Here is a 25,894-nt window from a genome sequence, read left to right as displayed (position 1 = left end):
TCCGCGCGGGCGAACCTCTGACCTCGTTGCTGCCAGTGGAGCGCTCTAGCAGATGGGGGTATTACCCCTAAACTATATCCTAAACATATCATTAAGATGATCTTTCCCGTTTACTGACTCCAATACTCTGTTTTGACATACTAGCCTCCTCAAAAGTAAATCCTGCTTTAACTGTTCCTCTAGTTCAACCCACTTCTACCGCAATGGTTCGATTGTTGACGACCTTCCAGACTACTCGCTTGCTGATGCAGCTTCCTGAATACTTGCTAACTCTTGCAAAACGACATCCACGGCTTCTTGTCCTTCATTCGAGCTGAAAAATATACATTCTACAATTTTTCTCCAATCTTCAGTAACACTTTCCCAATCTTGATTCCAAGTATTTAAAATATGTTTATACGCTTTGACTGGTTTATTACTTGTAGGAGCAGGATATCCTAGCACATCTTCAATGCAGTTTGCTAGTGGAAACACGTGAATGACACTTCCAACAGCAACTTGGATTGGTTCATTAAACTTCACAGCATGTTCCGTTCCAATATCTAAGTCATGAACTACATACGGTTGAAAGCCCATTGCCTTCAAATACTTTACAAGAGAAATAATAGTCGCTTTACCTCTTGCTTTAACTATTTCCCAATTATATGTCACATCTTTCCTTTTATCCTCGCTCATTCTGTTGATTGTCTCTCTAAACACAATATCTTCTGTGTCACCCTCAATTATTAGTATTTTCCTAGCGAAAAAGACCTTTGCAATTGAATCATCTATTTTAAGTAGCATTTTAACGTAGGTTTGATCGTCTTCATGCAATGATTTAAATGCCTTACTTATGTTAAAAGGATTTACTTTAATAGACTCAAATTCCAAAGTTTTTTCATTCTTTTTAACTTTTTCCAAAACAAATTGTAAGCAATTCAATATTTGTGATGATTTTTTTGATAAATCAATCATGTAAGGTGAATGGGTAGTACAAACGATTTGGTTTGAAGACTCACATGCCAGCTCATATATTGTTTCTCTCATTTGAAATGCCGCTTTTGGATGTAAATAAATTTCTGGTTCTTCAAAAGCGACGAATAATGGGCGAACAGTAGAATTCTCTCTCCTACTCTTTTCATTCTCACGCATACTTCGATACCTCAACATAGCAAAAACAGCAGAACGAACAACCCCTGTTCCTTGTTGTTCAACTTTAGTCGATATATTACTTCCCAACTTAATATCAAATTTTGGATTAAGAATATCTTTTGCATCTGATAAATTTGCTTTTGCATCAAACAAAGTGTTTGGAAATACTTCGCCAACTACTTTATTCAGACCTTTAAGCATTGCTGCAAACTCACTCTTCTCGTCATTTGGATCTAATTCAGTTGCTAGTAGATTCAAATGTCTTTGAGCTTCTTTGAAGTTTTCTGATGAATCTCTAACATCACTAAATAAACTATTCAGAGTCTCTAGCAGAGCACCACTCTTTCCAGAGAGCTCGTCTATTTTATCCTGTGCAGGAATCAATAAAAATTTCGGTAAATGAATCAATATGTTATTTGCTAACCCTCCTGGATTTACAAACCAATCTTCTTCCGACTCATTAACATCGAAAAGAGTAATGATGTTGTTGTCTTTGAAGATACTGATCTCTTTCGCACCAATCTTTTTGGAGGGCTTCTCATCAGGGAACAATTCTTCTACGATTGATTGATCCAATCCAGCATTAATAAAATCAGAAACCGTTTTACATGAACTATATTCTGGTTTTAGTTCTCTCTTATACTCCTTCATTTCGCCTTCAAAATCTTTATCATGATAATACGTTTTTCTGTAAATACAACTTAATCCCGTTTCACTCGTTTCATGTTCAGTACTATATGGTATAAGACGTCCTTTAAATCCCTGCCATTCATTTGCTTCTAAAGGGACATCTCTAAACTCTGCGGTTAGAACAATATTATTGACAATTGTTTCTTCTGTATTATTCTCTTTATTAACTGTCCTTGTAAAATCATCTAAAGGAATCCTTTTTGTTCCAGTTAAAAAGCATTCTAATGCTTTTAATGCAGAACTTTTTCCTATATTGTTCTCCCCAATTAGAAACGTAGCGTCAGAAAATAATATTTCAGTGTTTAAGTGTCTTCTAAAGCCTTCAATCTTGAATGAATGTAGTTTCATACTTATATCCCCCTCGAATAGTTCAAATAGGCTGATAGACCTATTTATATATTCAAGGGAAATACTGGAATACCTCTTCTTCTACATATTTTTACAATTTCAAATAGATATTCCTTTAACTTATATGGTACTCACTATAGTTGAACATTTGAGCAATACTGTCACATCTCAATTAATCATTTCGCACCATCAATAATAAGCACTCCACATGTTTGGTGTGCTGCAACAAAATCAAATCAATACAAAAAAACGGCATCTCTGCCGTTTAAGTTTAAAGTATTGGCTAAGCCTAGGGGGATCGAACCCCTGATCGCTGACAGCGATGCGCTCTCCCAGCTGAGCTATGGCCCAGTTCGATTCTTCTTACACCGCTAGTACTATGCCGCTCTGACCCGATATATGCGATTCCAACTATCTTACGCACTACATCCGGCCCCCACTTTCCATCTACACCCTAATCGCCTTCCACGACGCCTCCAGCGTCTGCTGCGCCTCAAGCTCCGTCAGCGGATATTTCTCCACCAGATAACCCTTGACGATGGCGGAAATAATGCCGTGGATGAGCTGGTGGCACATATGGGGAGCCATCTCCTTGATGATCCCCTGCTTCTGCCCTTCGACGATGACGTCCTGCACGGCCCGTGACGAGCCGGCATCGTCCATATTGCGCAGATCGGGAGAGATATACGGCGAATAGGAATAGTTGTCGATAAACAGAAATTCCTTGGGGAAATCGATCCCGAAGCGAAGCCTGTTCAACTGGAGGCATTTGAACCTCTCATACAGACTCAGCCCCGGATCGTAACCAGCCAGAAGGCAGTTGCCCATATGCAATCGCGCCTCTTTATATACTTCATTGACCAATTCTTCCTTGCTGCCAAAATAGTTGAAGACGGTGCCTGAGCCTACATTGGCCTTCTTCAATATTTTGGCGAAGGTGACGGACTGCAGCCCTTCTTCATCGATCAGATCCAGCGTAGCTTTCATAATATCCTGGCGTTTGCTCATCATACACACCTCATTAAACTCCACTTTAGTGTCGCCCGGGAGCGATGTCAAGTCTATGAGTTCTCCCGCCCGTTGTCAGTCTTATCCGCCCCGCTTACCCTATACTCCCCGGAACGGAAAGCCTGGGTAATCCTGCCGTCCCGGCTGCTGCATTGCCCCTGCAAGCTGTGTTAATTCAGGACAACGGTATCGCCAACCTTCAAGCCTTCCAGCACCTCCGTATTCTCCGGTGTTTCCATGCCGATCTTGATATCCTTGCGCTCGTACATGCCATTTCCCTTGTCCAGCATTACATAGTAGGCATCCTGCTCACGCATGACCGCAATGGTCGGCACGACAGTGACCTTTTCCTTGCGCGTGATTTCAATTTCGCCGTTCAGACTGAGGCCCGCAATCAGATACTCGCTGGGCTCAAGCGTAATCACCACCTCGAACTGGGCGGCCTGGTCGATATTGTTCTGATCCGTCCCGGTCTTGGCGAATTTGGACACCTTCAATACGCTGCCCGAGAGCTTCAGCTCCTTCTTGGCTGTCATTCTGACGACAACCGGCATCCCCGGCTTGATGCTGAAGATATCCTGCTCGCCAACGAGCGCAATCAGCTGAAGCTTGTTCAGATCGACGATTTTGCCCACATATTGATTATCGGTTACCATCTGCGGATGGGCGCTGGCGCTGTCATACAGAAAAATACCCGAGGCGGGAGAGCGGTACTTGGCCTCGCTCAGCTTGGCCTTCTGCTGCGCAAGCTCCTTGAGCTTGATTCCGCTCGTCACCTCGCTTAGCTCCTGGTTCAGTCTGGCGACCTCCTTGGCTGCAAGCTCCCGTGCCCTGGCCGTTTCGTCGCCAAGCGCTACCGCCTCCTGATCCAGCTTGTCCATGTAGGTGTTAAGCTCGGTTTCGAGCTTCGATTTATGTATTTCCGCTTCCTGCTGCTCGATCTCGTTCTGCAGCTGTGTCTGGTCCAATTGAAAGAGGACATCCCCCTGCTTCACCTGCTGACCGTCCTCCACCTTCCACTCCGTAACCCTGGAGCCAAATGGAGCATAGACAAACGTCTCCTGCTCATACATCGATTTCCCTTTTACTTCAACCGTATTGACGAGCGTTTCCGTGCTTACCTTGAAGGTGATGGCCTGCTTGTCCGCCATTTCCTCGATTCGAGGCGCAGGCTTGGATATGGTATAGAGCGCGTAGCTGATGCCAATGAGAATGATCCCGATAATCAGCCATTTTATTTTTTTCTTCATGCGAGCTTCTCTTCTCCCTTCATGTATAGCTAATCTCGCCGGATGGCGGTCAGGGCATCTGTGCGCGACGCGCTGATCGCCGGATAAATGCCGGATAATACGCCTGTCATAATGGCAAACAGCATGCCAATGGGAATGGTCGTCAGCGGGATGAAAATAATGACCTGCTCCTGCTCGGGAGCAACCGCATTAATGATGCCGTTGATTCCCCATACAATCCAGTAGGAGAACAATACACCCAGCAGGCCTCCGAGAAATCCCAGCAGGGCCGCCTCCACGATAAACATATTGCGGATTTGTCCCAAATTCGCGCCAAGCACCTTCATAATGCCTATCTGCCGCCGTCTTTGATAGGTCGACATCGTCATGGCCACCACGATCGAGATGGAGGCGATAATGAGAATAAACACGCCGCCGCCCAATGCGACGCCCTTGATAATGCTGAACTGCTGGGCGATCCGCTCTTTCTGCTGTAAATTGGTTTGTGTTGACAGGGTGAGCTTCTGGATTTGTTTCTCGACCTGCTCGGTGTACGCTTGATCGTCCACTTTGACGAGAATGGAATTATAGACATTTGCCTGAGCAAGCTGACTTTGGCCGGGATATAGCTCCTGCATGAGCATTTGCGCGGTGTCCAGCGATATGTAGGCCTTCTTGTCATAGGAGGCGGATTCCTCGCTCACCCCGCTTGCTTTCTTCAGGATTCCTGCCACACGGAAAGGCGAGCTGACCGTTGTTTTCTCCGGCTCCTGAAGATTGCGGAACTGGACCTGCCTTTGATAAAGCGAGGATGGCGTCTGGTTCAATTTATTGTATTGATCCGTCAGCTTGCTGTCGTAGGGATTCTTCTGCATCTGCTCCAGCACGCTCTGCCGCGCGGCTTCGTCGACGAGTCCGAGTGTCGCGCCGTAACTGAGGATAACGGTCCCCTGCAGATCGGAAGGAGCGCCCTGCATGAGCGGTTTATCGAATTCCGGGAGCAAATTCAGATCCGTCCCGATGATTTCAATATAGGAATTGCGGTTATCCACCGTTTGCATTTGAAAGCTGTTCAGCTGCTGGAATGGCGCCGCGGCTTTCACATGCGGGATATTCCGGATAATCTCCAGCTTCTGGTCCGTCAGCTTCCCCCGCTCCAGGCTCTGCTCATCCGCTGTTTCCTGACTGCCTGGAGAGGATACGCCGCCGTTTTCCGTCACCGTAATCTCATCCATTTTGAAGAAGCTGTTCATTTCCTGCTCGATATAGGTCTGTGCCGATTCGCCCACGCTTAATGCGACGACAATGGCCGCGCAGCCGATGGAAATTCCCGCCGCGCACAGCGCCGTGACCACTTTCCGGCGTTTGACCTGATCCCACGACAAGCGCGTAATGTCGCGAATTCTCAACTTCTGTTCCCCCCTGCCCACACTGTGCTGGCCGCATCCGTCTCGGTGACGAGAAATCCGTCCCGCAGCGCAATAATATGCTGCGTTTGCTGTGCAACCTCCCGTTCATGCGTCACGATAATAAAGGTCGTCTTCATCGTTTCATTGAGCTGCTTCAGAATCGCGATAATTTCCTCCTCTGTCCGGGTATCCAGATTGCCCGTAGGCTCATCCGCGAAGATGACCGAGGGCTCCGTAATCAGGGAACGGGCAATACTGACGCGCTGCTGCTGTCCGCCTGACAGCTGTGAAGGAAACATATCCGCCTTCTCCGGAATGCCCACCTGCTCAAGCAGATCCAGCGCCCGCTGCTTGCGCACGGAGGGGCGGATCGATTGAAACACAAGCGGCAGCTCCACGTTCTCGCGGACCGTCAGATTGGCAATAAGCTCATATGCCTGAAAAATAAAACCGATATGCCCCCGCCGGAACTCTGCCAGCTTGTTCTCCCCCATGGTTACAATGTTGTGGCCGGCAATATGGATCGTGCCTTCCGTCGGCTTCATCAGACCCGCCATCAAATTCAGCAGGGTGGATTTGCCCGAGCCCGAGCTTCCCAGGAGCGCGATCATCTCGCCCTGCTTGACTTCGAAGCTGATATGCTGAAGCACCGGGGTGATTTCGCCGCCGTTCTTAAAAGAATGAGACAAGTTTTCAACACGCAGCATACATTCCGATCCTTCCCTTTGTTATATTGGGCCGCCCTATATAATGGTAAATCTTCTATATATACGATTAACGGCTCCAAATAGCTTTATATGGAAACAATTCAGGGGAAATAAAAAGACACCCGGCGGCAGATGTCTTCCTGGCGATGCTGGTCTATTTGATGAGAAAATAAATCCGCTCCTTCGCATGCCCGTTACATCGCTGCATTCATACCGCTCAGCGTCTGCTGCGCGGCGAGCCTGGCGCTGGACATTGCCGCATCGGCGAGCCGGTCATCCCTGCCGACCCAGTCGCCGGCGACGAACAGCCCGCGGACTTCCGGAACGGCGGGACTTGCCGCCGGCCCCTCTCCATTGTGATGAATCGTGCGCGCATCATGCGCTACGAGAAGGCCGGGCAAGTATCTGGAGGCGACCATTTCCCCCTCCCAGCCGGGCTGCAGCAGGTCAAGAAGGCCGGTCAACTGCTTCTTGTCGGCCCCCAGCTCTGCCTCGCTGCGGGTATTTTTGTATTTCATGAGATGCAGGACATAAGAGCCGTTATCGCTTAATGTAACCGAAGCCGAATGATTGGAATAATAGAGCGGCTGATCCATGCCGACAGCGAAGAGATGCTCCGGTCTCGGCACACACCGCAGCGCCACATCCAGACACGCGGCATAGATCGGACGGGACTGCGCCTTCCAGGATCCGAGCGACATATGCTCCGACCCTTCAACCATCCGGCAGGCTTCATCCGGACCAACGGCGGCAATAACAGCGGAGACTTCAACCGGCGTTCCATCTGACAGCACGATGGAGCGAACTTTCCCGCTTCCGACTGCAATTTGCTCCGTTTTGCGCCCGGTGGCGATCACGGCACCCGCTTGAACGGCCAGCTCCCGCAGCTTATCCGCAACGGTCTGCCAGCCGCCTTCCACATACTTGACGCCTTGCGATGCAAGCTGCGACTGCCTTATGGCATAGCCCGCGCTTAGCAGATGCAGATCACCGCAGAACGCCGCCTGCCGGCACATGGCACTGAACAGAAGCCGGACACGCTCGTGGCGAAGATTGGTTTCCACCCACTCCTGAAGGCTGATCCCGCGAAGCGAAGCGGTATCGATTTGGCGCAGACCGCCCGTGAGCCGGGTCCATTCCGCATTTTCTTCGGGTGAAAAGTGCTGCGGAATTTGCATAATCTCCCCCTCCAGAATTCCCAGCATCCTGCCTGCGGCCGTATAACCTGTCTTCGGCCGGCAGCCGAGCTCCTCCAATATCCGCAGCGCCGCTCCTCCCTCGTACATGGCATGAGGACCGAAGTTAAAGAGCGCTCCGTTCTTGTTGACCGTTTGGGCAAGGCCTCCCGTCCGACCCGCTTTCTCCAGCACGATAACGGATTTGCCCGCTCTTGCCAGAAAAACGGCAGCAGTCAGTCCTGCCAACCCTCCGCCGACTACCGCGGCATCATATTTGTTCCCGTACGGATTCATCAATTAAATACCTCCGATTCCCCACCCCGTAACGCGTGCGCAGTAAGCACAAAGAGTTGTCGCTTTTACCGGGGCATGATATAATGTGACCATAAAGTCACCTTTATATTATGTTACCATCAAGTAACATGTCAACACCACGATAGGAAATAAATGCGCTTTTCCCGGATAACGGATCCGGATCGAATAATCTACAGGGGGTGTGTCGGCTGGAAAACGATATATTTAAAGCGCTGGCCGACCCGAGTCGGCGCACACTGCTGGATCTGCTGCAGGAATCGGATGGACGCACATTAAGCGAGCTGTGCACGCATCTGGACATGTCCAGGTTCGGCGTCATGAAGCATCTTAACCTGCTGGAGGAAGCAGGCCTTATTATGACAAGGAAGGTCAGCAGAGAGAAATTGCATTATCTGAATCCCGTGCCGATCAGGCAAATCTATGAACGATGGGTCAGTAAATACGCCGAGCCCTGGGCCTTGCAACTAACCGCCATGAAATCTGAACTGGAGCGTGAACCTGTTATGGAGCATAAGCCGCGTCACATTAACCGCATCGCCATCCGGTCGACTCCCGAAAAGGTATGGCAAGCCCTTACCGACCCGTCTATGACATCTAAATATTGGTATAATGGCTTTATCCGGTCCGAGTGGGGAATCGACTCTCCTTATGAGATTCTGAGCCCGGAAGGACAGGTTCAGGCTAAAGGAACCATCATCGCCTTTGACCCTCCCCGCAGGCTTGTCATGTCCTGGCAGCTGCTCGCATTGGCCGAGACTGCAGAGGAAATTCCCTCCTGCCTCACATGGGAGATCGAGCCTCATGACGAGATGGAAGGGGTCACGCTGGTAACCGTCACACATGACGAATTCGAGCTGTCGCCTCATACTTCCCGGATACTTGAAGGCGGGTTGCCGGTTGTTCTGTCGGGTATGAAGACATTGCTGGAGACCGGAACCTCCCTGTCAGGGGGTTGATGGCGGGCCTGCCAGGAAATCGGAACGGCGAAATCAAAAATTTGAGCAGGGGGAATGGATATGAGTCATTCAGGCCGGGAAGAACTGCAGAAGGCGGCTGTGCAAAGTCCGATCAGGAACAAGGTCGGCAGTGTTTTTGTGCCAGTCCGGGATATTGAGCGGTCACGGGATTGGTACTGCCGCTTGCTGGGGCTGTCTCCGGGGGATTGCGAAATCATGAACGGCCATCTCTGCCCGCTGCCGATGGAGGGAACGGGTCTTATCCTGGACACGATGCCGATGTGGGGCAGGAAGGAACCCGGAGGCGCCCCGAATACAAAGACGCCGGCGTTTATGCTGGTGACCCGTGACCTGCAGGCTTCCCATTCTTTTGCCCAAGAAAATAACATTAACCTGGTCACGGATATCCAGCAGGATCACTGGTTCGTGATCAAAGACCCCGACGATAACCTGTTGATGGTTTGCCGGGAATAACATAGAAAAAACAGAGCAAGCCCATTGGGACTGCTCTGTTTTCCAAACCCGTTCATCGCTTGCAGCCTCTGCTGAGGCATTAATTCAAGGTAATTTTCTTTTTCCAGGTTAACTCCTGGCCTTGATCGTCCTTGAACAGGAAGCTTACTTCGCCTTCCTCGCCCTTCATCGTATCCGGGTAGAAGAAGCCGGAGAATTGTCCGTCTCCGCTGATGTAGAACCCGTCTTCCCCGTTTTGCCCGTGTTCAATGGCTTCCGCTATCGTATTGGTAATCTGGTTCTTCTCGGAAACCCACTGAATTTGACTTAGCGAGTACCCTTCCGGGAGCTTGTTCACCACAAAATCGAAACTGTTTCCCTCAATCGGCTTGGGAGTCTGATCGATAATAATTAAAATTTCCTTGTCGGAATCTGCTGCACTGCCATCAGCGGCGGCATTGTTTGGGGAATTCGCCGCAGCGCCCTCATTAGAGGCGGCATTGTCCGGGGAATTCGCAGCATTGCCGTCCTGAGCAGCGGTATTGTCTGGAGAATTCGCCGCAGCGCCGTTCTGGCCGGCGGTATTCCCTTGATTGGATTCAGCCGGGATCGCGTTTTCAGGATCCGATAATCCGTTGTTTGATTTTGCACTGCATGCGCTGATCAGAATCAGCGCAACCAGAGCTGTAATAAGATAGATGATTTTCTTGTTATTCATGGTGTTCTCCTCTGCTTTCATTTATGGTGTTCTCCTCTGCTTTCATTTAATGTAAAAGAAAATGCAACGCCTTGACTCGTGTTGACCGCACCATACTCGCTTTCGTGAAGCTCCAGAATATGTTTGACGATCGCAAGTCCCAGACCAGTCCCTCCGGATTTACGGTCCCGGGAACGCTCGGCCCGGTAGAAGTGATCCCATATCCGGCCCATATCCGCCTCTGCAATGGGCGGTCCGGTATTTTCGATAACTGTAGTTACCTTTCCCGGAGAAGTCCGCCTGATGTCAATTGTAATGACACTGTTCTCCACCGCATGCCGAATGGCGTTGCTCAATAAATTCATGACTACCTGTTCGATTCGTCTGGGGTCTGCCGTGACTAACGGTACTTCCCCATCCTCCTGGCTTAACCTGACCTGCAGTCGCTTGCTCTCCAATTGCCCGGAAAAAGAATCAGCCGCCTTATGGACAAGGCTTGCCATCGACAGGCTTCCCGGCTGCAGCCGAACGGCCTTGACTTCAAATTTGGAAAGCTCCAGCATATCCAGAATTAAAGCGTTCATCCGATCCGTTTCATTGACGATGAGCGCGAGATAACGGTCTCTTTTATCGCTCGCCACCCCGTCCTGCAGCCCCTCGGCAAATCCTTTAACGATGCCGAGCGGCGTCTTCAGCTCATGGGAGATGTTCGCGATCAGCTCTTTGCGAAGCTGCTCGGACCGCTCCTTGTCTTCGATATCCTCCTGCAGCTTCTCATTCGCATGGGTAAGCTCCTTCAGGGCTGCATCCAAATTCCGGGATAACACAGTCATATCGCGCGAAAGATCCCCGAATTCATCCTTTGAACGGATTTCAGGCTGTGCGGTAAAATCCAGTTTCGCGAGACGCGCCGCCGAGCGGCTCAGCATCACTAACGGACGGGAGACAATCCGGGAATAAATCAGGGACAGAACGATCACAAGGATAAGAATAACTGGCGCGATATAAACAAAATATTGCTTCAGTGTCTCGACCGCTTCCCCGACAGGCTGCAGCGAGGTCATGACGAATAAATAACGATCCCCGCTCTTACCCTCGGGCAGCTCCCGGATCAGAACCGCGTAACTGACGCCGCTCCATTCGTCTGTCCATTCCACTTGAACAGGGGAACCATTCTGCAGCAGGGAACCGTATTGTTCCGAATGCTCTCTCCAGTCCTCTAGCGCATCGTCGATAAGGGAATCCTGATAGAGAGGGTTGTACGACCGCTGCTCGGGGAGCATCAAATCCGTTATCTTCCCTTTCACACGCACCAAACCCTGTTCAAGCTCCGAATTCTTCTGCTGGATGACCACGGGCTGCATGACGGTATCCGCCTCATCCATGAAGATCCCGTCGACCACCAGCGTATCGCCGATTTGCATCCCTTGCGGGATGGAATTGATTGTCATTCCATCCTGCGGGATAGGAATGGTAACCGTCTTGCTGCCCACTTGCAGCTTCAGAAAATAGGGATTGATAGCTGTCCGTTCGAACCGGTCATTCAAGATTGCCGTGCTGGTATCATTATGGTTCATAAAGGCGCCGAGCAGCCGCGACACCTGCTGTCCGCCCGCTTCCGCCTGTTCGAATTGAACCGCGAATTGATTCATATTCCTCTCTAACGCATGGATCTTGGACGACCGGTAAAACCGCTCGAAAAACAATCCTTCCGCCAGCATAACCAGGGAAAAAACAATTAAAATCAGAACAGATGTGACAATGAAAAGTTTTAGGACTACGCCGCGCCTTCTCATGCTTCCATGTCAAATTTATAGCCTGCGCGAATGACGGTGCCGATATACCGGCCTTCGTCTCCGAGCTTGGCTCTTAATTTTTTGATATGGGTGTCGACTGTGCGCAAATCCCCCAAGTAATCGTAACCCCATACCGAATCCAGAATATATTCACGGGGCAGGACCTTGCCGTAGTGCCTGGTGAGAAAGAGGAGCAGATCGTACTCCTTCGGCGACAGATTGATCGTATTGTCCGCAACAGATACCGTATGCGCCATTCTGTTCACCAATAAATCCCCATAGACCAGCATGTCCCCTTCACGTCCGATCGTCCCTTCGGTTCTTTTCATTAGCGCAGTAGCGCGGGCTACCAGTACCCTCGGACTCAAGGGCTTCGTCACATATTCATCGGCGCCAAGCTCATACCCCATAACCTGATCATCGTCCTCCGCCCTTGCCGTGATCATGATGATCGGCACGTCCGATTTCTCGCGAATGCGCCGGCATACCGACCATCCGTCCATTTCCGGCATCATGATGTCCAGAACAATCAGATCAACGGAGGTCCGTTCAAAAATTTCCAGCGCGAGTCTTCCGTTCTCCGCCTCATGCACTTCCCATTGTTCCTTTATAAAATAATCCGTTATAAATTCACGCATAAGCATATCATCTTCTACTAACAATATACTTCGTTTCATTGCTGTACACTCCATATCTGCCTGCAATCTGGTGTATCTTAATTTAAGCTGCAGCATGCATTCTTATACCGTCATGTTATCACAAGCTTATACCGGACACGGCGTTCTTCCTGCTCTCTTCATCATGCGAGCCACACCTCCATTTGTAACCTCACGACCAAGTATAGAAGACATCTGTGTACAACGTGTGTAGGTTTGGAGCAATATAGCCAAAAAAGAGTGGGCCTCAAACCCGTTTAATATTTTGGGATATTATCATATTTGCGTAGGATATCGGTTCTGAATGGCACGGATTATAATAAACACATTAACCTTACGTAAAGAAGAATGGGCTAAGTCGTTCTATTGAACAAAAAATAAAGCGCATACATCAGCTTGAAAACCTTATTCAGTTGATTGAAGCAGCAGAGGAGGAGAGATGCAGCATGAATTATGACGCCTTATGGAATCCTTACCCCTCCAGAAGGATGGTAACCTACGCAAAAAAAGGAATGGTCGCTACCACCCAGCCGCTTGCCGCACAAGCGGGCCTCGATATGCTTAAAGCGGGGGGCAACGCGGTGGATGCGGCCATCGCCGCAGCCGCCTGCCTGACTGTCGTCGAGCCGAATTCCAACAGCATCGGAGGCGACTCCTTCGCCATCGTCTGGATCGACGGCAAGCTGCACGGCTTGAACGCCAGCGGCCCGTCTCCCGAATCGATCTCAATCGATAAAGTCCGAGCCGCCGGATACGACAAAATTCCGGCCTACGGCATGCTGCCGGTTACCGTTCCCGGAACGCCGGCGGCCTGGGCCGCTTTGTCGGAACGGTTCGGCCGTCTTCCGCTCAGCGAAGTGCTGAAGCCTGCGATCGAATACGCGGAGAACGGCTTCCCGGTATCTCCGACAATAGCGAAATACTGGAAGCTGGGCTATGACAATATCAGCGCTTTGAACAATGAAGTGCATGAGCCTTGGATGGACACGTTCGCGCCGGACGGCCGCGCACCTGATGCAGGCGAGATTTGGCGCTCACCGGATCACGCCCGTACACTGCGCTCGATTGCCGAGACCCGGGCGGAATCGTTCTATCGCGGAGAACTGGCGGAACAGATCGATGCTTTCTTCCGCAAGCATGGCGGATTCCTGAGCAAAGAGGATTTGGCCCAGTACAGACCGGAGTGGGTAGATCCGATCAGCGTAAATTACCGGGGCTACGATATCTGGGAAATTCCCCCGAACGGACAAGGTCTCGTCGCTCTGATCGCGCTTAATATTCTCAAAGGCATGGATTTTGACGCGAAGGATACGGTAGCCACCTACCACAAGCAGATTGAGGCTGTGAAGCTGGCTTATGTGGACGGTCTGAAATATATTACGGATCCCCGCAGCATGAAGGTCACTGTCCAGGAACTGCTCTCCGGGGCTTATGCTGAGCAGCGGAGAGCATTGATCGGAATGGAAGCTTTTCTTCCATTGGCCGGCGAGCCGCCTAAGGGAGGCACGGTTTATTTGGCAGCGGCGGATGGCGAGGGCAATATGGTCTCGTTCATCCAGAGCCATTCCGGCGACTTCGGCTCCGGAATTGTTATTCCCGGGACGGGAATTTGCATGCAGAACCGGGGTGCCGGATTTTCCATGGACCCTGACCACGCTAACGTCCTTGCGCCCCGGAAGAAGACCTACCATACGATAATTCCGGGTTTTATCACGAAGGACGGAATGCCGGTCGGCCCCTTCGGCGTGATGTGCGGATCGATCCAGCCGCAAGCGCATGTGCAGGTCGTGATGAACGCCATCGATTTTCACCTTAATCCCCAGGCAACGCTGGATGCGCCGAGATGGCGCTGGATTAAAGAAAAGATAATCGAAGTGGAACCGCAGTTCCCCGATCACATCGCCCAGGCTCTGGCCAGAAGAGGACATGTGGTGCAGCGTGCGCTGGATTCGGGCATGTTCGGACGGGGACAGATCATCTGGCGGGATTCCGCAACCGGCGTATTGGCTGGCGGCACGGAACCAAGGGCGGACGGTGAAGTGGCCGCGTGGTGAGTCCGGCTTTTATCCCGCCGCGCAGCATTCCGATGCGTAGTACGGGCCCTGCATAACGGCGGCCGGCCGCATATTTCTTCTGTCGGCAGCAGCATTTTGCCCCCTTGTATAATCGGTGGTACCCTGCCCTGCTTCCCGCCAAAATGCGCAATAGCAGGGCTTTTCATTATTTTCAACCCTACGGCTGTCCAATCGCGATATACCCCAAAAACAAGTATCATGTCCTGTATCTGCATTAAAAATTTGGATGTTATCATAATTCGCCGGGATAGTAAGAGCAAATGAGCTCATTATATAATATTCCCGTAAGGTTAATGTCAACAAAAATAACATAAGATGAGGGGAATGTGTATGGGTACAGGTTTTTTTCGAAAATCACTTCTTGCTGTTGCTTCTGTTGCACTGATTGTCATTACAGCTTGCGGGAACAACAACACCGCCACGGAGAACGGTCAGCCTCAGACGGCATCCGATGAGAAGGTTACGCTCACCATGGAGGACAACTGGTCGAGTCCCAATGTGGACAATGAGCTGTACAAGGAGCGGATCAAGAAATTTCAGGAGCTGAATCCGAACATCACCATCGAAGCGCAGGATATCCCTTCCGCACAGTACCGTACCAAGCTGCGCACGGAAGCGGCCGGAAACAGCATGCCCGACATGTTCATCCTGTTTCCCGGCATCGATATGGACCCTTACATCGACGCCGATGTGCTGATGCCCATTGATGAAATCATGGACAACTGGAAAGACGTCCTTCCCGCTCAGGCGTTGGCCGGTTATAACGTAGACGGCAAGCAGTACGCCATCCCGACGAAAATGACCTTTGTCGATATCATCTACTACCATAAAGATATGCTGGCGAAGGTTGGCTACAATGAATTTCCGACGACCTATGCCGACTTCCTTGACCTGGTGAAGAAGCTGAAAGCGTCAGGCGTCACGCCGATGGGTATCGGCAACAAGAACAGATGGCCGCTGCAGTCCACTTTCATGTCGGCTGTCGGAGACCGCGTTGCCGGCACCGATTTCCTCACCAAGGTCAAGCAGGGCGAAGCTAAATTCACAGATCCCGACTATGTCAAGGCACTGGGCATTCTCGATGAGCTGAACAAGGCCGAAGCGTTCAATTCCGATGTGAACACGATGGACGAAGTGCAGGTGCAGGATTATTTCCTGCAGAAGAAATCCGCCATGACCATGACAAGCTCGACGATCGATACCAAATTCCGCGTCAGCAATACGGAAAACCCGGATAACATCGGCATTGCGCTGTTCCCTTCCATCGAAGGCGGCAAAGGCTCGGCAGGCAAAAGTGCCGGAGTCGTCCAATACGGTATCGGGCTGAGCAAAGAATTAAGCGGAGCGAAGAAAGATGCGGCGCTCAAATTCCTGCAGTACTTCTACGCCCCTGAATTGTACCAGAACCTGATGAGCAAAGGCATTGTCGTTCCGGCTACGGTGGAAATGCCTGCGGATACGAGCAAATATTTGAAGGAAATGATCGAGCTGACCAAGAACGGCGATGCCCTTGTGTTCGACAGCGTAATGCCGGCAACGATCAAGGATGTGATCGAGAACGACCTTCAAGCCATCACCATGAAGCAGAAAACGCCGGAACAGGTCGCCCAGGATATGCAAGAGGCCATGGATAAGATCAAATAATTCGGGCGGAGCGTATATCCCGTCTGGTCAGGGAATGGAGGAATGGCAAGTGAAAGCTTCCCTTGGAGGATTCTCCTTCTACCAGCTGTTCAGCGAAGGCGAAATGGACATCTTCGGCTATCTGGAGACGGTCAAGCACCGCTACAGGCTGGAAGCTGTGGATCTGTGGAACGCTTTCTTCACAGATCGCAGCGTTCCTGTCTGGAAGCTCGCAAGCGATGACCATCTCCGCAAAATCAAACGATCGCTTGACGAGAAGCAGCTGACCGTCGCCAACCTGATCGTGGACCGGGCCCATTTGTGGGACCCGGATCCCGATGTCAGGGCGCAGCTTCACCGCAATGCGCTGGCGCATCTGCATGCTGCGCATCTCTTGGGAGCCCGGACGGTTCGGATCGATGCCAACCGGGGACCCGGCGAGATGACGGAGGAGCAGTTCGTGTATACGGTTCTACGCTATCGGGAATATGCACAGATAGCCGCCGATTACGGGTTTACGGTTGGCCCGGAGAATCATACCGGCGTATCGCTTGATCCCAGGTGGATGAAGCGGATCGCTGAAGCTGTCGATCACCCGGGATATGGTATTCTGCTCCACATCGGACGATGGAATGACACCGGTGAACAGGGAAACCGGCTTGTTGCCCCTTGGGTAAACCACGTACATCTGGATGCCCGGACGCTTGCTTCTCCAGGAGCCGAAGATGCCGTCAAGGCGCTGGCAGACAGCGGATATGAAGGATATTGGGCGGTCGAATATAACGCCCCGTCCGATCCGTACATCGAGATTGAATGGGCATTGGCCTCAATGAAAAGACTGCTGGCGGCGGTAAACCGGACTGCCGGGCAGAAATTGGAGGCGTAAAAACATTGGAAAACGCAAAAATCAGAATCGGCGTTATAGGCGTAGGGATTATCGGCAAGCAGCATCTGGACAACTATTCCCGCATTGAAGGCGCGCAGGTGGTAGCCGTGTGCGACATCAACGAACGGGAAGCCCGGGAGACTGCGGAGAAATACGGGGTTCCCGATGTTTACACGGATTATAAAGAGCTGCTGGCGCGGGATGATATCGATGCGGTAGATGTATGTCTGCATAATAACTTTCATGCGCCGCTGACGATCGCAGCGCTCCAGGCCGGCAAGCATGTTTACTGCGAGAAACCGATCGCCGGTTCTTATCACGACGGCAAATGGATGGTGGACGCCGCCCGCGAGTCCGGGAAGATGCTGCATATCCAGCTGGGCATGCTGTACAAGAAGGAAACGAAGGCCGCGAAGGCACTGATCGACGACGGACAATTGGGCAAGCTGTTTCATGCCCGGTCGAGCGGCTTCAGGCGCCGGGGCCGCCCTTTTGTAGACGGCTTCGGCACCGCCCATTTCACGAGGAAGGAAAGCGCAGGCGGCGGCGCCCTTCTGGATATGGGCGTATACCATATCGCCCAAATGCTGTATTTGCTCGGGAACCCGCCGCTCGCAAGGGTCACCGGCAAATTAATTCAAGAGATGGATATGGATCCGCAGAGAAGCGCGCAAAGCGGCTTCGACGTGGAAGAGCTCGCGCTTGGCTTCGTCACCTTTCAAGGCGGCGTGACGCTGGATATTTTCGAAGCCTGGGCCGTTCATCTTGGCGGCGTTGAAGGCAGCAGCATTATCGGCTCACGGGGCGGCATCCGGCTTCCCGCCTATCATTCGGCGGAGCAAACCTCCGAATTCAGCTATCATACGACCGTTGCCGATATGGATCTGGACAGCCGGATCGACTTGAACCGGATGGATACCCGCTGGCACCGGATGAGAGAGAATGAAGATGCGTACGATTCCTCCCAGCAGCACTGGATTGCTGCCCTGCAGGGCCGTGTCAGCCTTCTGCCAACGGCCGAAATCGCGCTTTCGACCATGCTGATCAGCGAAGGCCTGTACCTCTCCGACGCGTTAGGCCGCGAGATGACGGCAGATGAAATCGCTGCGGGCTCGAAGTCTCTCGCAATCTGGATATAACCGAAAAACGGATCAGGGATTTATTGTATAAAGGCGGCTGAGGCTTGTCCCCGGCCGCCCTTCATCCCCCTTATAAGAAAACCCACAGCAAAGGAGGGCCAACTATGACAATAACGAAGCGGATGGCGCTGACTATTTTTATCGGGATGCTCCCCGCCCTGATTATTTATATCGGCTTCGCGATGGTTCCTATTGCGATGTCCTTCTACTATTCCTTCTTCAATTGGGACGGTCTGTCCGACATGACCTTCGCGGGCTGGGACAATTACAACTCCATATTGAAGGACGATATCTTCTGGAAAGGCGTCAAAAACAATCTGTTCATGATGGTCAGCGGAATCGTGGGTCAGCTGCCCCTGGGGTTGTTTTTCGCTCTGCTGCTGAACCGTTCTTTGAGAGGCCTCAAAATATACCGTTCCGCTTTGTTTCTCCCCGTCATCATCTCGGCGGTTATCGTCTCGATGATCTGGAATATGGTCTACAGCACGGAATCGGGGCTGATGAACGGCATTCTCGGCCTGCTCCATCTGGATTCCTGGAAACAAAACTGGCTGGGCAGCGAGCGCTGGGGCATGCTATCCGTAAGCATCACCTATCTCTGGCAAAACTACGGCTTCTACATGGTTATTTTTCTGGCCGGCCTGCAAAATATTCCCGAAGAGATCCGGGAAGCGTCCGCTATGGACGGAGCGACCGGCTGGAGACGGTTCTGGCATATCACCCTGCCGATGCTGAAGGAAACGATCTGGGTGACGCTGATCTTCTCGATCAGCAACAGCTTCCGGGTATTCGACCTCATCTACGTGATGACTGCCGGCGGGCCTGCCCATAATACCGAAGTCATGACGATTTACATGTATACCAACGCCTTCAACAATATGAATTTCGGGCTCGGAAGCGCCGTTTCCATCCTGATTCTACTATTCAGCCTGATCGCTATTTATGCGGCCAAATTGGCAACCAGCCGAAACGATTAAGCACCGCAAGCCGCGTAAAAGGAGGAGCAGCCATGCAAACATCACGGGGCAAGAAAACCATCATTCATCTGTTTTTAGCGGTGCTCTGCATCATTAATATCATTCCGATCGTCTGGATGGTTGTCGGTTCGTTCAAGACCGAGGAGGACTTCGCAACCAACCCGATGGGACTGCCCAAGCATTGGAACTTCAGCAATTATACCGAGGCCTGGAAAGTGGCGCATCTTGGCACTTATTTCTGGAACAGTGTGCTCGTAACGGCGGGAGCGATTGTGCTCACCGTGCTTCTGGGGGCGCTGACCTCTTTCTTCCTGTCCAGATTCCGATTTCGGGTGCGGGGATGGCTTTACAGCCTGTTCATTATCGGGATGACGATTCCCATCCACACTACGCTCGTCCCTATTTTTATTCTGATGAAAAAGGTCGGGCTGCTCAATACCCATCTCTCTCTCATTCTCCCGTATACGGCGTTTCATCTGTCGATTACGATCTTCATTCTAGTGGGTTTTATGAAAATATTTCCGAAGGATATCGAGGAATCCGCCATTATGGACGGGGCCGGCATCTACCGGATCTTCTGGTCGATCATCCTGCCGATGACCAAGCCTGCGCTGGCCACGGTTATTATCATTAATTTCATTTATAATTGGAATGAATTCCTGTTTGCTCTCGTTCTGATCAATAAAGCGGCTCTGAAGACGCTGCCTCTGGGCCTCGCCAATTTCGCCGGCACGGAGACCCGGTTCCAGACGCTTCAGATGGCGGCCTTGAGCATGGCGTTGATCCCGCTTCTCGTCTTTTACCTGGCCATGGAGAAGCAGCTTGTGCAGGGTATGACGGCAGGCGCCGTCAAAGGATAACACACCGGCGCTCATCCGCTTCCGGAGGGATCGGATCTTCGCAGGGCGCCGTTTCACCGCTTCTCCGGATTCAAATGCCGCCTCCCGCACTCGTCTCCTTGCAGAAATTGGCCGCTTGTTATGTCAGCTTTCCTCCCAGGATTCCTTTATAATAGAAGGAACAGGACTTCCGATAGAGTACTCAGGAGTATGCAGACACCCGGGGGGAATGAAACCATATGAAATCAGGCGCAACCCGATTCCTCAATATCAGCTTGCGAAAAAAATCAGTGGCGATCTTCATTATGCTGGTCACCCTGCCCTCTCTGCTGATCGGCTATGTGATTCTGAGCCGGTATGAGACGATACTGCGGCAGCAGTTCATCGACTCGATGGAGAAGAACCTGAATACCATCGAGATGAATCTGACGGAGAAAATCAAGGCGATTGAAGATATCTCGGACTATATGATTTATCAGGAAAATTTCCGCAGCTTCCTGGAGGCCAAGCCCACTCCCGGCAATATGGAGCAAATCTACAAGGACAAAACGGCGATTGAAGGCTTCTTCGCGTTCCAGATCATGTCCAAGCAGTACATCAAATCGATTTCGCTGCAGGGCGTAGGCGGCAACGAGCTGCAGATGGGCGAACCGGTCAAGGGCCTCGAGCAGCCATGGAGCGACTTGGCGAAAGCCAACCGGGGCGGAATCGTCTGGACGGATTCCTATTCGCTGGAGAGCGGCTGGACCGGCAGTAAACGGGTCATCTCCATGTTCCGCGTTATTAATTCCTTCGAGAAGCCGTCCAACCAGGTCGGCCAGGTGATCGTGCGTCTGAATGAAACGGAATTCACCGATTTATTGACAACGCCGGTTCCCAAGGATCAGGGCTCGATATTTATCGTCCGCCCCGACGGCAGCGTCCTGCTGCATCCGGACGAGAAGCTGGTCGGCCATCCTTACCCGGACAGCAGCATGCTTCAGGAAATCGTGAACAAGCGGAGCAGCGTGTTCGCCTTGCAGGAGGAAGGCACCTCCTATGTCGTATTTAACCAGCATATGAAATCCACGGGCTGGAATATTGTCGCAATGGTCAAGGATGAGACGATCGTGGAGAAAACCAAGGCCATCAAAGCATCCTTGCAGATTTTGATCCTTGTGATCCTGATTCTCGGCCTGCTCGCCTTAATCGGCTTCGAGCTGGCGATCATCCGGCCGATCCTGGAGCTGAAGAAAGAGACGCACCGTCTCAAGCACGGAGACTTCTCGGCCCAGGTCGAGGTGCGTTCACGCGATGAGATCGGCGAGCTCGGCAGGCAGTTCAACAATATGGTCACCACGATTAAAGATCTCATCGACAAGAAATATAAGCTGGAGATCCGGCAGAAGGAATCCGATCTGCGGATCCTGCAGAGCCAGATGGATCCGCATTTTCTGTACAACACGCTCGATACGATCCGCTGGACGGCGCGTCTGGAGCAGGCGCCTGAGACCAGCCAATTGATCGAGACCTTGTCCCGGTTTTTCCGGATGGGCATGGACAGCGGGAAGCATCATACGACGCTCGCCGGCGAAATGGAATTTGTCCGGGCCTATCTGAATTTGCAGCAGAAGCGGATGGGCAGCAAGCTGCGGTTCTCCCTCTTTATGGAAGCATCCTTAGAGGACGCGGTGGTGCTCAAGAAGGTTATTCAACCGCTGGTGGAGAATAGCATCAAGCACGGCTTCAAACGGCAGGCCGGAAAAATCGACGTTCGCGCCTATCAGGACGGAGCGGATTTGATTATCGACGTGACCGATTCAGGGATCGGATTTTCCAAGGAAAAAAGACTTCTGATTCACCGGGCTCTGGAGGAGAGGACCGGCGATAAAAGCGTGCTGGATCACGCCATCAGCAACATTCATGAACGGATCCAGCTTGTGAACGGCAGCGGCTACGGAGTTGAGCTTCCCATGGAGCAGTCCATTACGGGAGCATGCGTAAGGTTAAGAATACCTCTTTGGATGAACGAAAAGGAGGAGGAAGCATGACCATTCGAATGCTAATCGTTGATGATGAACCGATCATTTGCCAAGGCTTGAGACAGACCATTCCTTGGGATTCGATCGGCGCGGAAGTGGCGGGCGAAGCCTATGACGGCGTAGAGGCCCTGCAATTCGTATCGGGGCAGCCTGTCGATCTTGTGCTCACGGATATTAACATGGATGGAATGGATGGACTTGAATTAGCCAAGGAGCTGAAGGAAAGATGGCCGCAGATCCGCATCATTATCGTCAGCGGCTATGATGATTTTGAGTATGCGCGCCGCGCCCTGCGTCTTGGGATCGAGGATTATTTGCTGAAGCCCGTCAACATTGAGGAGCTGATGGCGATGGTCCAGAGAATCGGCATGGAAATCTCGCTTGATGCGGAGCTGGAAAAAAAGCGCGAGCGCGAAAGCTGGTTAAAGTGGATGATCCAGCTTGTTCAAGGAGGAGCCGCTATACGGAAGGACGCCGATACGCCGCCATCGGCCGCATACGGCCAGTCGTCCTACCGGTTTATCGCCAGCCAGCTGGAGGATTATGCGGAATGGACCAGCCATTCGTCGGAGGAGTCGCAGCAATCCGCCCGGATCGGTTGGGAAAGTACCGTTCATGCGGCGCTGAAACCCTTCGATCAGGAAGTCATCTCCTTCTTCCATCATCCGAACCTGCTGCTTTCGCTGTGCATCGGCTCCCGCCAGGTGAGCCAGCTGGATTTGTCTGCCGCCTTATCGGCAGCGCAGAACATGGCACCGCCGGTCCCCCGCCTTTATTTTGGCGTGTCGCCGGCTTTTTCCCAATTGGACGAGGCATATGCCCGCAGTACAGAGGCCACCACGGCCCTGCAGCTTGCTGCAATTCCGGAGGGCCGCTCCATTCAGTTTCATGATGAAGAGCAAATTTCCGGGCGGAGCCCTCTGCCGTTCTCTCCGTTCGAGCTGGAGAAGCAGCTGGTCCACGTGCTCTTTCATGGAGGCTATGAGGAACTGGATGACATCATCGGGAGCATCATGCAGCAGTTTCGCGAGAGGGGCTATCTGCTGAAGGAAGTATTGCAGGCCTTCAAGGAATTGAGCATTATCCTGCAGCGCAGACTGCATACGAACGGCATGGATTTGTCGGAGCGCACCGATCCGTTCAATTCGGGCGAAATCGATCTGTTGACGCACAACTCCTACCGCGCCATGGAATCGCTGCTCCGCAAAGAGCTTTGGTCCCTGCATGCGATGATTCATTCCTCCCTGGCCAACAAGAACCACTGGATTGCCGAACGCGTCAACAAGCATATTGATTCCAGCTACCATACGGATTTGAAGGCCTCTGAGCTGGCCGCCCTGCTCAAAATAACGCCGAATTATTTCAGCATCCTGTTCAAACAAAATTTCGGCAAAGGGTTCGCGGAGTATCTGAATGAGGTGCGCATCGAACGGGCCAAAGCAAGTCTGGTCGGAACCGACGAGCGGGTATTCGAGATCGCCGAGAAAGTCGGCTACAAGGAGTACAAATACTTCTGCTCGATCTTCAAATCGCATACCGGAATCACGCCGACGCAGTACCGGAAGCTTGCCAAAACAGGTTCGTCAGCGGGAAAGGATTGAGCGCACTACATGTCACACCCATCATTGACCAACATACGTTCCCTGGGCTTCATAAAAGCGTTCAACTTTTTCATCTACGGGGCTATTTCCGTCTACAGCACTTTTTTTCCGCTTTATTTGAAGGAAGCCGGCATGTCCAACTTTACGGTTGGCCTGCTGCTCGCCGGAGGCCCGTTCATCTCCCTCCTCTCCAACCCCTTCTGGGGATATTGGAGCGACCGGCTGGAGAATGCCAGGCGCGTTCTGCTCATGCTGCTGATCGGCAATGCCGTGGTCATGCAGATCGTCTTTTCTCTGAACGCGGGCTATCTTATCTTTACGTTCATGCTGCTCTATTTTTTCTTCCAGAGCCCGTTGTTCTCGCAAAGCAACAGCCTCAATCTCGATGTGGCCGACAAGACAGGCCTTAAGTTCGGCAGCTTCCGTCTGTGGGGTTCCCTCGGGTGGGCCGTTATGGCGGTGGCGACAGGACCGGTCATCGAGCGACTGGGCATTCATCAGCTGTGGATCGTGTACGGGGTGATGATGCTTATCTCCATCGCCCTGGCCTTGAAGCTGCCCCGCGGAGGCAAAACGGGCAGCCGAAAAGGGGCCCCGGTCGGTTATGGTCAAATATGGGCCAACAAACCGTTTATCATGTTCCTTGTCATCGGCGTTCTCATTTCGATTCCAAACTCCATGAACAACACATTTGTTTCGATCTATATCTCCGATCTGGGAGGCAAAAACTCTCTGATCGGCTGGTCCGCTTTTCTGTCATCCATCTTCGAGATTCCGGTTTACCTGCTGTTCGACCGGTATTTGCGCAAAAGTCAACGAACGATGATTTTCTGTCTGGCCGTTGTCAGTCTGCTTTACGCGCTGCGCTGGTTTCTGATGTCGGTGGCGGAAACCCCTTATCAGATCATCTTCATTCAGGCCCTGCACTGTCTTACTTTTGCAGGTTATTATTATGTAGGCACGCAATTGACCGCCCTGCTCGTTCCGAAGGAATACCGGGCCTCGGGTCAAGCGGTATACGCCCTCAGCTGGGGAGGGCTGTCCGGGATCGTAGCGGGCGTCACCGGAGGCTGGATATTCCAGAATCTTGGCGCGCATGCGATGTACCGGATCAGCGCCGGGACGGCTTTGCTGGGCGTGGCGGGTTTTGCTCTCATGTACATGTTCATCATGAAGGCCAGCCGCAAGAACCTGGAGGCTCAGGGCTATAGCAGTGAAGGATGAAGGCTGAAGGCTAAAAAAACCAGGCGGAGATTTATCTCCTTTTATCTCCTTGAACTTTCCAGCAGAAGAATGTAAGATTATAACATTAGCATGAAACGGTGCGTTACTGGCGTAAACATGGATAACCATGAGGGAGCGCACCGACAAACAGCCGTACGCCTGGGCAAAGTACTTGATTCTCTTCAGATCGGGTGCTTTTTTTTGTTTTATACCAGACAAACGAAAGGCCGGTGTACGGGAATGAAGATGGCATTTATTTTATTTGACGGAATGACGACGCTGGATTTTAGCGGTTTTTACGAAGCTGTAACCTGGTTGGGCATTTTGGGAGTCAAAGAAGCAGTGTCATGGGATTTTTGTTCGACGAAGGCGGAAATCACGGATGATCGGGGTTTAACCATAAAAATCCCGCATGTCTATCCGGATCTCTCCGGATATGATCTGATTTTTATCCCCGGCGGATTTTCTACAAGGCAGCTTAGGCATGACCCCGATTTTGTCTCCTGGGTGAAAACTGCCTGCGATGTGGAGATTAAGGCGTCGGTTTGCACTGGCGCCCTGCTGCTTGGGGCGGCTGGTTTCTTGACTGATAAACGGGCTACGACGAACCCTTCTGCATATGACCTGCTTGCCCCTTATTGCTCAGAGGTCGTAAAGTCCCGCGTTGTCAGGGACGGCAATGTGTTCACGGGCGGCGGCGTCTCCGCATCTCTTGACCTTGGCTTGTTCCTCGTCGAATCATTAAGCACTCCGGAGGTCGCCCGGCAGGTTCAGGAAAAAATGGATTATCCCTATTATCGCCCCGGCCGGATGAGTAAATAGCAGACGGAATAGCCGGAATAGCCGCAGCGGCCATTGCTTTTGACCGCAAAATGCGGGAATATATCAGATATGCCCCCTGTTGGCAGCGTCTTCACGGCGGGCAGGATCTAACAG

Annotated in this window: 21 protein-coding genes, 1 tRNA gene and 1 riboswitch; of the genes, 12 read left to right on the top strand and 10 right to left on the bottom strand. The window is 51.7% G+C overall.

Translation table 11 applies throughout. The features are described 5' to 3' along the window. Window positions 1-231 precede the first annotated feature (231 nt). The 7 genes from ACFOLF_RS22665 to ACFOLF_RS22635 all read right to left on the bottom strand — a co-directional run bounded on the left by ACFOLF_RS22665 (window position 232) and on the right by ACFOLF_RS22635 (window position 7,994). Complete coding sequence (locus ACFOLF_RS22665) at window positions 232-2,169, bottom strand: AAA family ATPase (RefSeq protein ID WP_210038682.1); 1,938 nt, start codon at window positions 2,167-2,169, stop codon at window positions 232-234. A gap of 280 nt (window positions 2,170-2,449) precedes the next feature. After that, window positions 2,450-2,520 (bottom strand) — tRNA-Asp (locus ACFOLF_RS22660). A 96-nt stretch (window positions 2,521-2,616) separates the two neighbouring features. After that, window positions 2,617-3,180: a TetR/AcrR family transcriptional regulator gene (locus ACFOLF_RS22655; protein WP_379113496.1), complete on the bottom strand. Its 564-nt coding sequence runs from the start codon at window positions 3,178-3,180 to the stop codon at window positions 2,617-2,619. Window positions 3,181-3,347: 167 nt separating this feature from the next. After that, window positions 3,348-4,427 (bottom strand): efflux RND transporter periplasmic adaptor subunit, encoded by a 1,080-nt coding sequence (locus tag ACFOLF_RS22650; protein WP_210038681.1) that lies wholly within the window; start codon window positions 4,425-4,427, stop codon window positions 3,348-3,350. Window positions 4,428-4,456: 29 nt separating this feature from the next. After that, a complete protein-coding gene (locus tag ACFOLF_RS22645; protein WP_210038680.1) occupies window positions 4,457-5,815 on the bottom strand; it encodes an ABC transporter permease in 1,359 nt (452 codons plus the stop codon). Continuing rightward, window positions 5,812-6,522, bottom strand: coding sequence for an ABC transporter ATP-binding protein (locus ACFOLF_RS22640; RefSeq protein WP_210038679.1), 711 nt, complete (start codon window positions 6,520-6,522; stop codon window positions 5,812-5,814). The genes ACFOLF_RS22645 and ACFOLF_RS22640 overlap by 4 nt, the downstream gene beginning before the upstream one ends. 194 nt (window positions 6,523-6,716) lie before the next feature. Further along, window positions 6,717-7,994, bottom strand: a complete 1,278-nt coding sequence (locus ACFOLF_RS22635; RefSeq protein WP_210038926.1) for a phytoene desaturase family protein — start codon at window positions 7,992-7,994, stop codon at window positions 6,717-6,719. A gap of 200 nt (window positions 7,995-8,194) precedes the next feature. Here ACFOLF_RS22635 and ACFOLF_RS22630 point away from each other — a divergent pair, with 200 nt between their 5' ends. Both ACFOLF_RS22630 and ACFOLF_RS22625 read left to right on the top strand, forming a co-directional pair. Continuing rightward, window positions 8,195-8,971 carry an ArsR/SmtB family transcription factor gene (locus ACFOLF_RS22630; RefSeq protein WP_379113494.1) on the top strand — a complete coding sequence of 259 codons (777 nt, stop codon included), beginning with the start codon at window positions 8,195-8,197 and terminating at the stop codon, window positions 8,969-8,971. A 60-nt stretch (window positions 8,972-9,031) separates the two neighbouring features. After that, window positions 9,032-9,445 carry a VOC family protein gene (locus ACFOLF_RS22625; RefSeq protein WP_210038678.1) on the top strand — a complete coding sequence of 138 codons (414 nt, stop codon included), beginning with the start codon at window positions 9,032-9,034 and terminating at the stop codon, window positions 9,443-9,445. A 79-nt stretch (window positions 9,446-9,524) separates the two neighbouring features. Here the strand turns inward: ACFOLF_RS22625 and ACFOLF_RS22620 are convergent, their stop codons facing one another. The 3 genes from ACFOLF_RS22620 to ACFOLF_RS22610 all read right to left on the bottom strand — a co-directional run bounded on the left by ACFOLF_RS22620 (window position 9,525) and on the right by ACFOLF_RS22610 (window position 12,594). Next, window positions 9,525-10,163: a hypothetical protein gene (locus ACFOLF_RS22620; RefSeq protein ID WP_379113492.1), complete on the bottom strand. Its 639-nt coding sequence runs from the start codon at window positions 10,161-10,163 to the stop codon at window positions 9,525-9,527. Further along, entirely contained in the window at window positions 10,160-11,773 is a 1,614-nt protein-coding gene (locus ACFOLF_RS22615) for a sensor histidine kinase (protein WP_379113490.1), read from the bottom strand. The genes ACFOLF_RS22620 and ACFOLF_RS22615 overlap by 4 nt, the downstream gene beginning before the upstream one ends. Before the next feature lie 140 nt (window positions 11,774-11,913). Then, a complete protein-coding gene (locus tag ACFOLF_RS22610) occupies window positions 11,914-12,594 on the bottom strand; it encodes a response regulator transcription factor (RefSeq protein ID WP_210038676.1) in 681 nt (226 codons plus the stop codon). A 425-nt stretch (window positions 12,595-13,019) separates the two neighbouring features. Here ACFOLF_RS22610 and ACFOLF_RS22605 point away from each other — a divergent pair, with 425 nt between their 5' ends. The 10 genes from ACFOLF_RS22605 (at window position 13,020) to ACFOLF_RS22560 (ending at window position 25,780) form a co-directional block, all read left to right on the top strand. Continuing rightward, entirely contained in the window at window positions 13,020-14,627 is a 1,608-nt protein-coding gene (locus ACFOLF_RS22605) for a gamma-glutamyltransferase family protein (protein ID WP_210038675.1), read from the top strand. A 351-nt stretch (window positions 14,628-14,978) separates the two neighbouring features. After that, the gene (locus tag ACFOLF_RS22600; RefSeq protein WP_210038674.1) at window positions 14,979-16,292 is read left to right on the top strand and encodes an extracellular solute-binding protein; all 1,314 of its coding nucleotides are present in this window, start codon (window positions 14,979-14,981) and stop codon (window positions 16,290-16,292) included. 49 nt (window positions 16,293-16,341) lie between these two features. Further along, window positions 16,342-17,157: a sugar phosphate isomerase/epimerase family protein gene (locus ACFOLF_RS22595; RefSeq protein ID WP_210038673.1), complete on the top strand. Its 816-nt coding sequence runs from the start codon at window positions 16,342-16,344 to the stop codon at window positions 17,155-17,157. Between the two features lie 5 nt (window positions 17,158-17,162). Next, complete coding sequence (locus ACFOLF_RS22590) at window positions 17,163-18,296, top strand: Gfo/Idh/MocA family protein (protein WP_379113488.1); 1,134 nt, start codon at window positions 17,163-17,165, stop codon at window positions 18,294-18,296. A 104-nt stretch (window positions 18,297-18,400) separates the two neighbouring features. Further along, window positions 18,401-19,273: a carbohydrate ABC transporter permease gene (locus ACFOLF_RS22585; protein ID WP_210038671.1), complete on the top strand. Its 873-nt coding sequence runs from the start codon at window positions 18,401-18,403 to the stop codon at window positions 19,271-19,273. Between the two features lie 32 nt (window positions 19,274-19,305). Next, a complete protein-coding gene (locus ACFOLF_RS22580) occupies window positions 19,306-20,133 on the top strand; it encodes a carbohydrate ABC transporter permease (protein ID WP_210038670.1) in 828 nt (275 codons plus the stop codon). Between the two features lie 218 nt (window positions 20,134-20,351). Beyond that, a complete protein-coding gene (locus ACFOLF_RS22575; protein WP_210038669.1) occupies window positions 20,352-22,142 on the top strand; it encodes a sensor histidine kinase in 1,791 nt (596 codons plus the stop codon). Next, window positions 22,139-23,734 carry a response regulator transcription factor gene (locus ACFOLF_RS22570; protein ID WP_210038668.1) on the top strand — a complete coding sequence of 532 codons (1,596 nt, stop codon included), beginning with the start codon at window positions 22,139-22,141 and terminating at the stop codon, window positions 23,732-23,734. Before ACFOLF_RS22575 ends, ACFOLF_RS22570 begins: the two co-directional genes overlap by 4 nt. 9 nt (window positions 23,735-23,743) lie before the next feature. Continuing rightward, window positions 23,744-24,958 (top strand): MFS transporter, encoded by a 1,215-nt coding sequence (locus ACFOLF_RS22565; protein ID WP_210038667.1) that lies wholly within the window; start codon window positions 23,744-23,746, stop codon window positions 24,956-24,958. A 92-nt stretch (window positions 24,959-25,050) separates the two neighbouring features. Next, a riboswitch (ZMP/ZTP riboswitch) is annotated at window positions 25,051-25,130 on the top strand. Window positions 25,131-25,198: 68 nt separating this feature from the next. Next, window positions 25,199-25,780 carry a DJ-1/PfpI family protein gene (locus tag ACFOLF_RS22560; RefSeq protein ID WP_210038666.1) on the top strand — a complete coding sequence of 194 codons (582 nt, stop codon included), beginning with the start codon at window positions 25,199-25,201 and terminating at the stop codon, window positions 25,778-25,780. Window positions 25,781-25,894 lie beyond the last annotated feature (114 nt).

This window comes from Paenibacillus sepulcri (assembly GCF_042647105.1).
Taxonomy (GTDB): Bacteria; Bacillota; Bacilli; order Paenibacillales; family Paenibacillaceae; genus Paenibacillus_Z; species Paenibacillus_Z sepulcri.
This window is presented reverse-complemented; position numbering and strand designations above follow the sequence as displayed.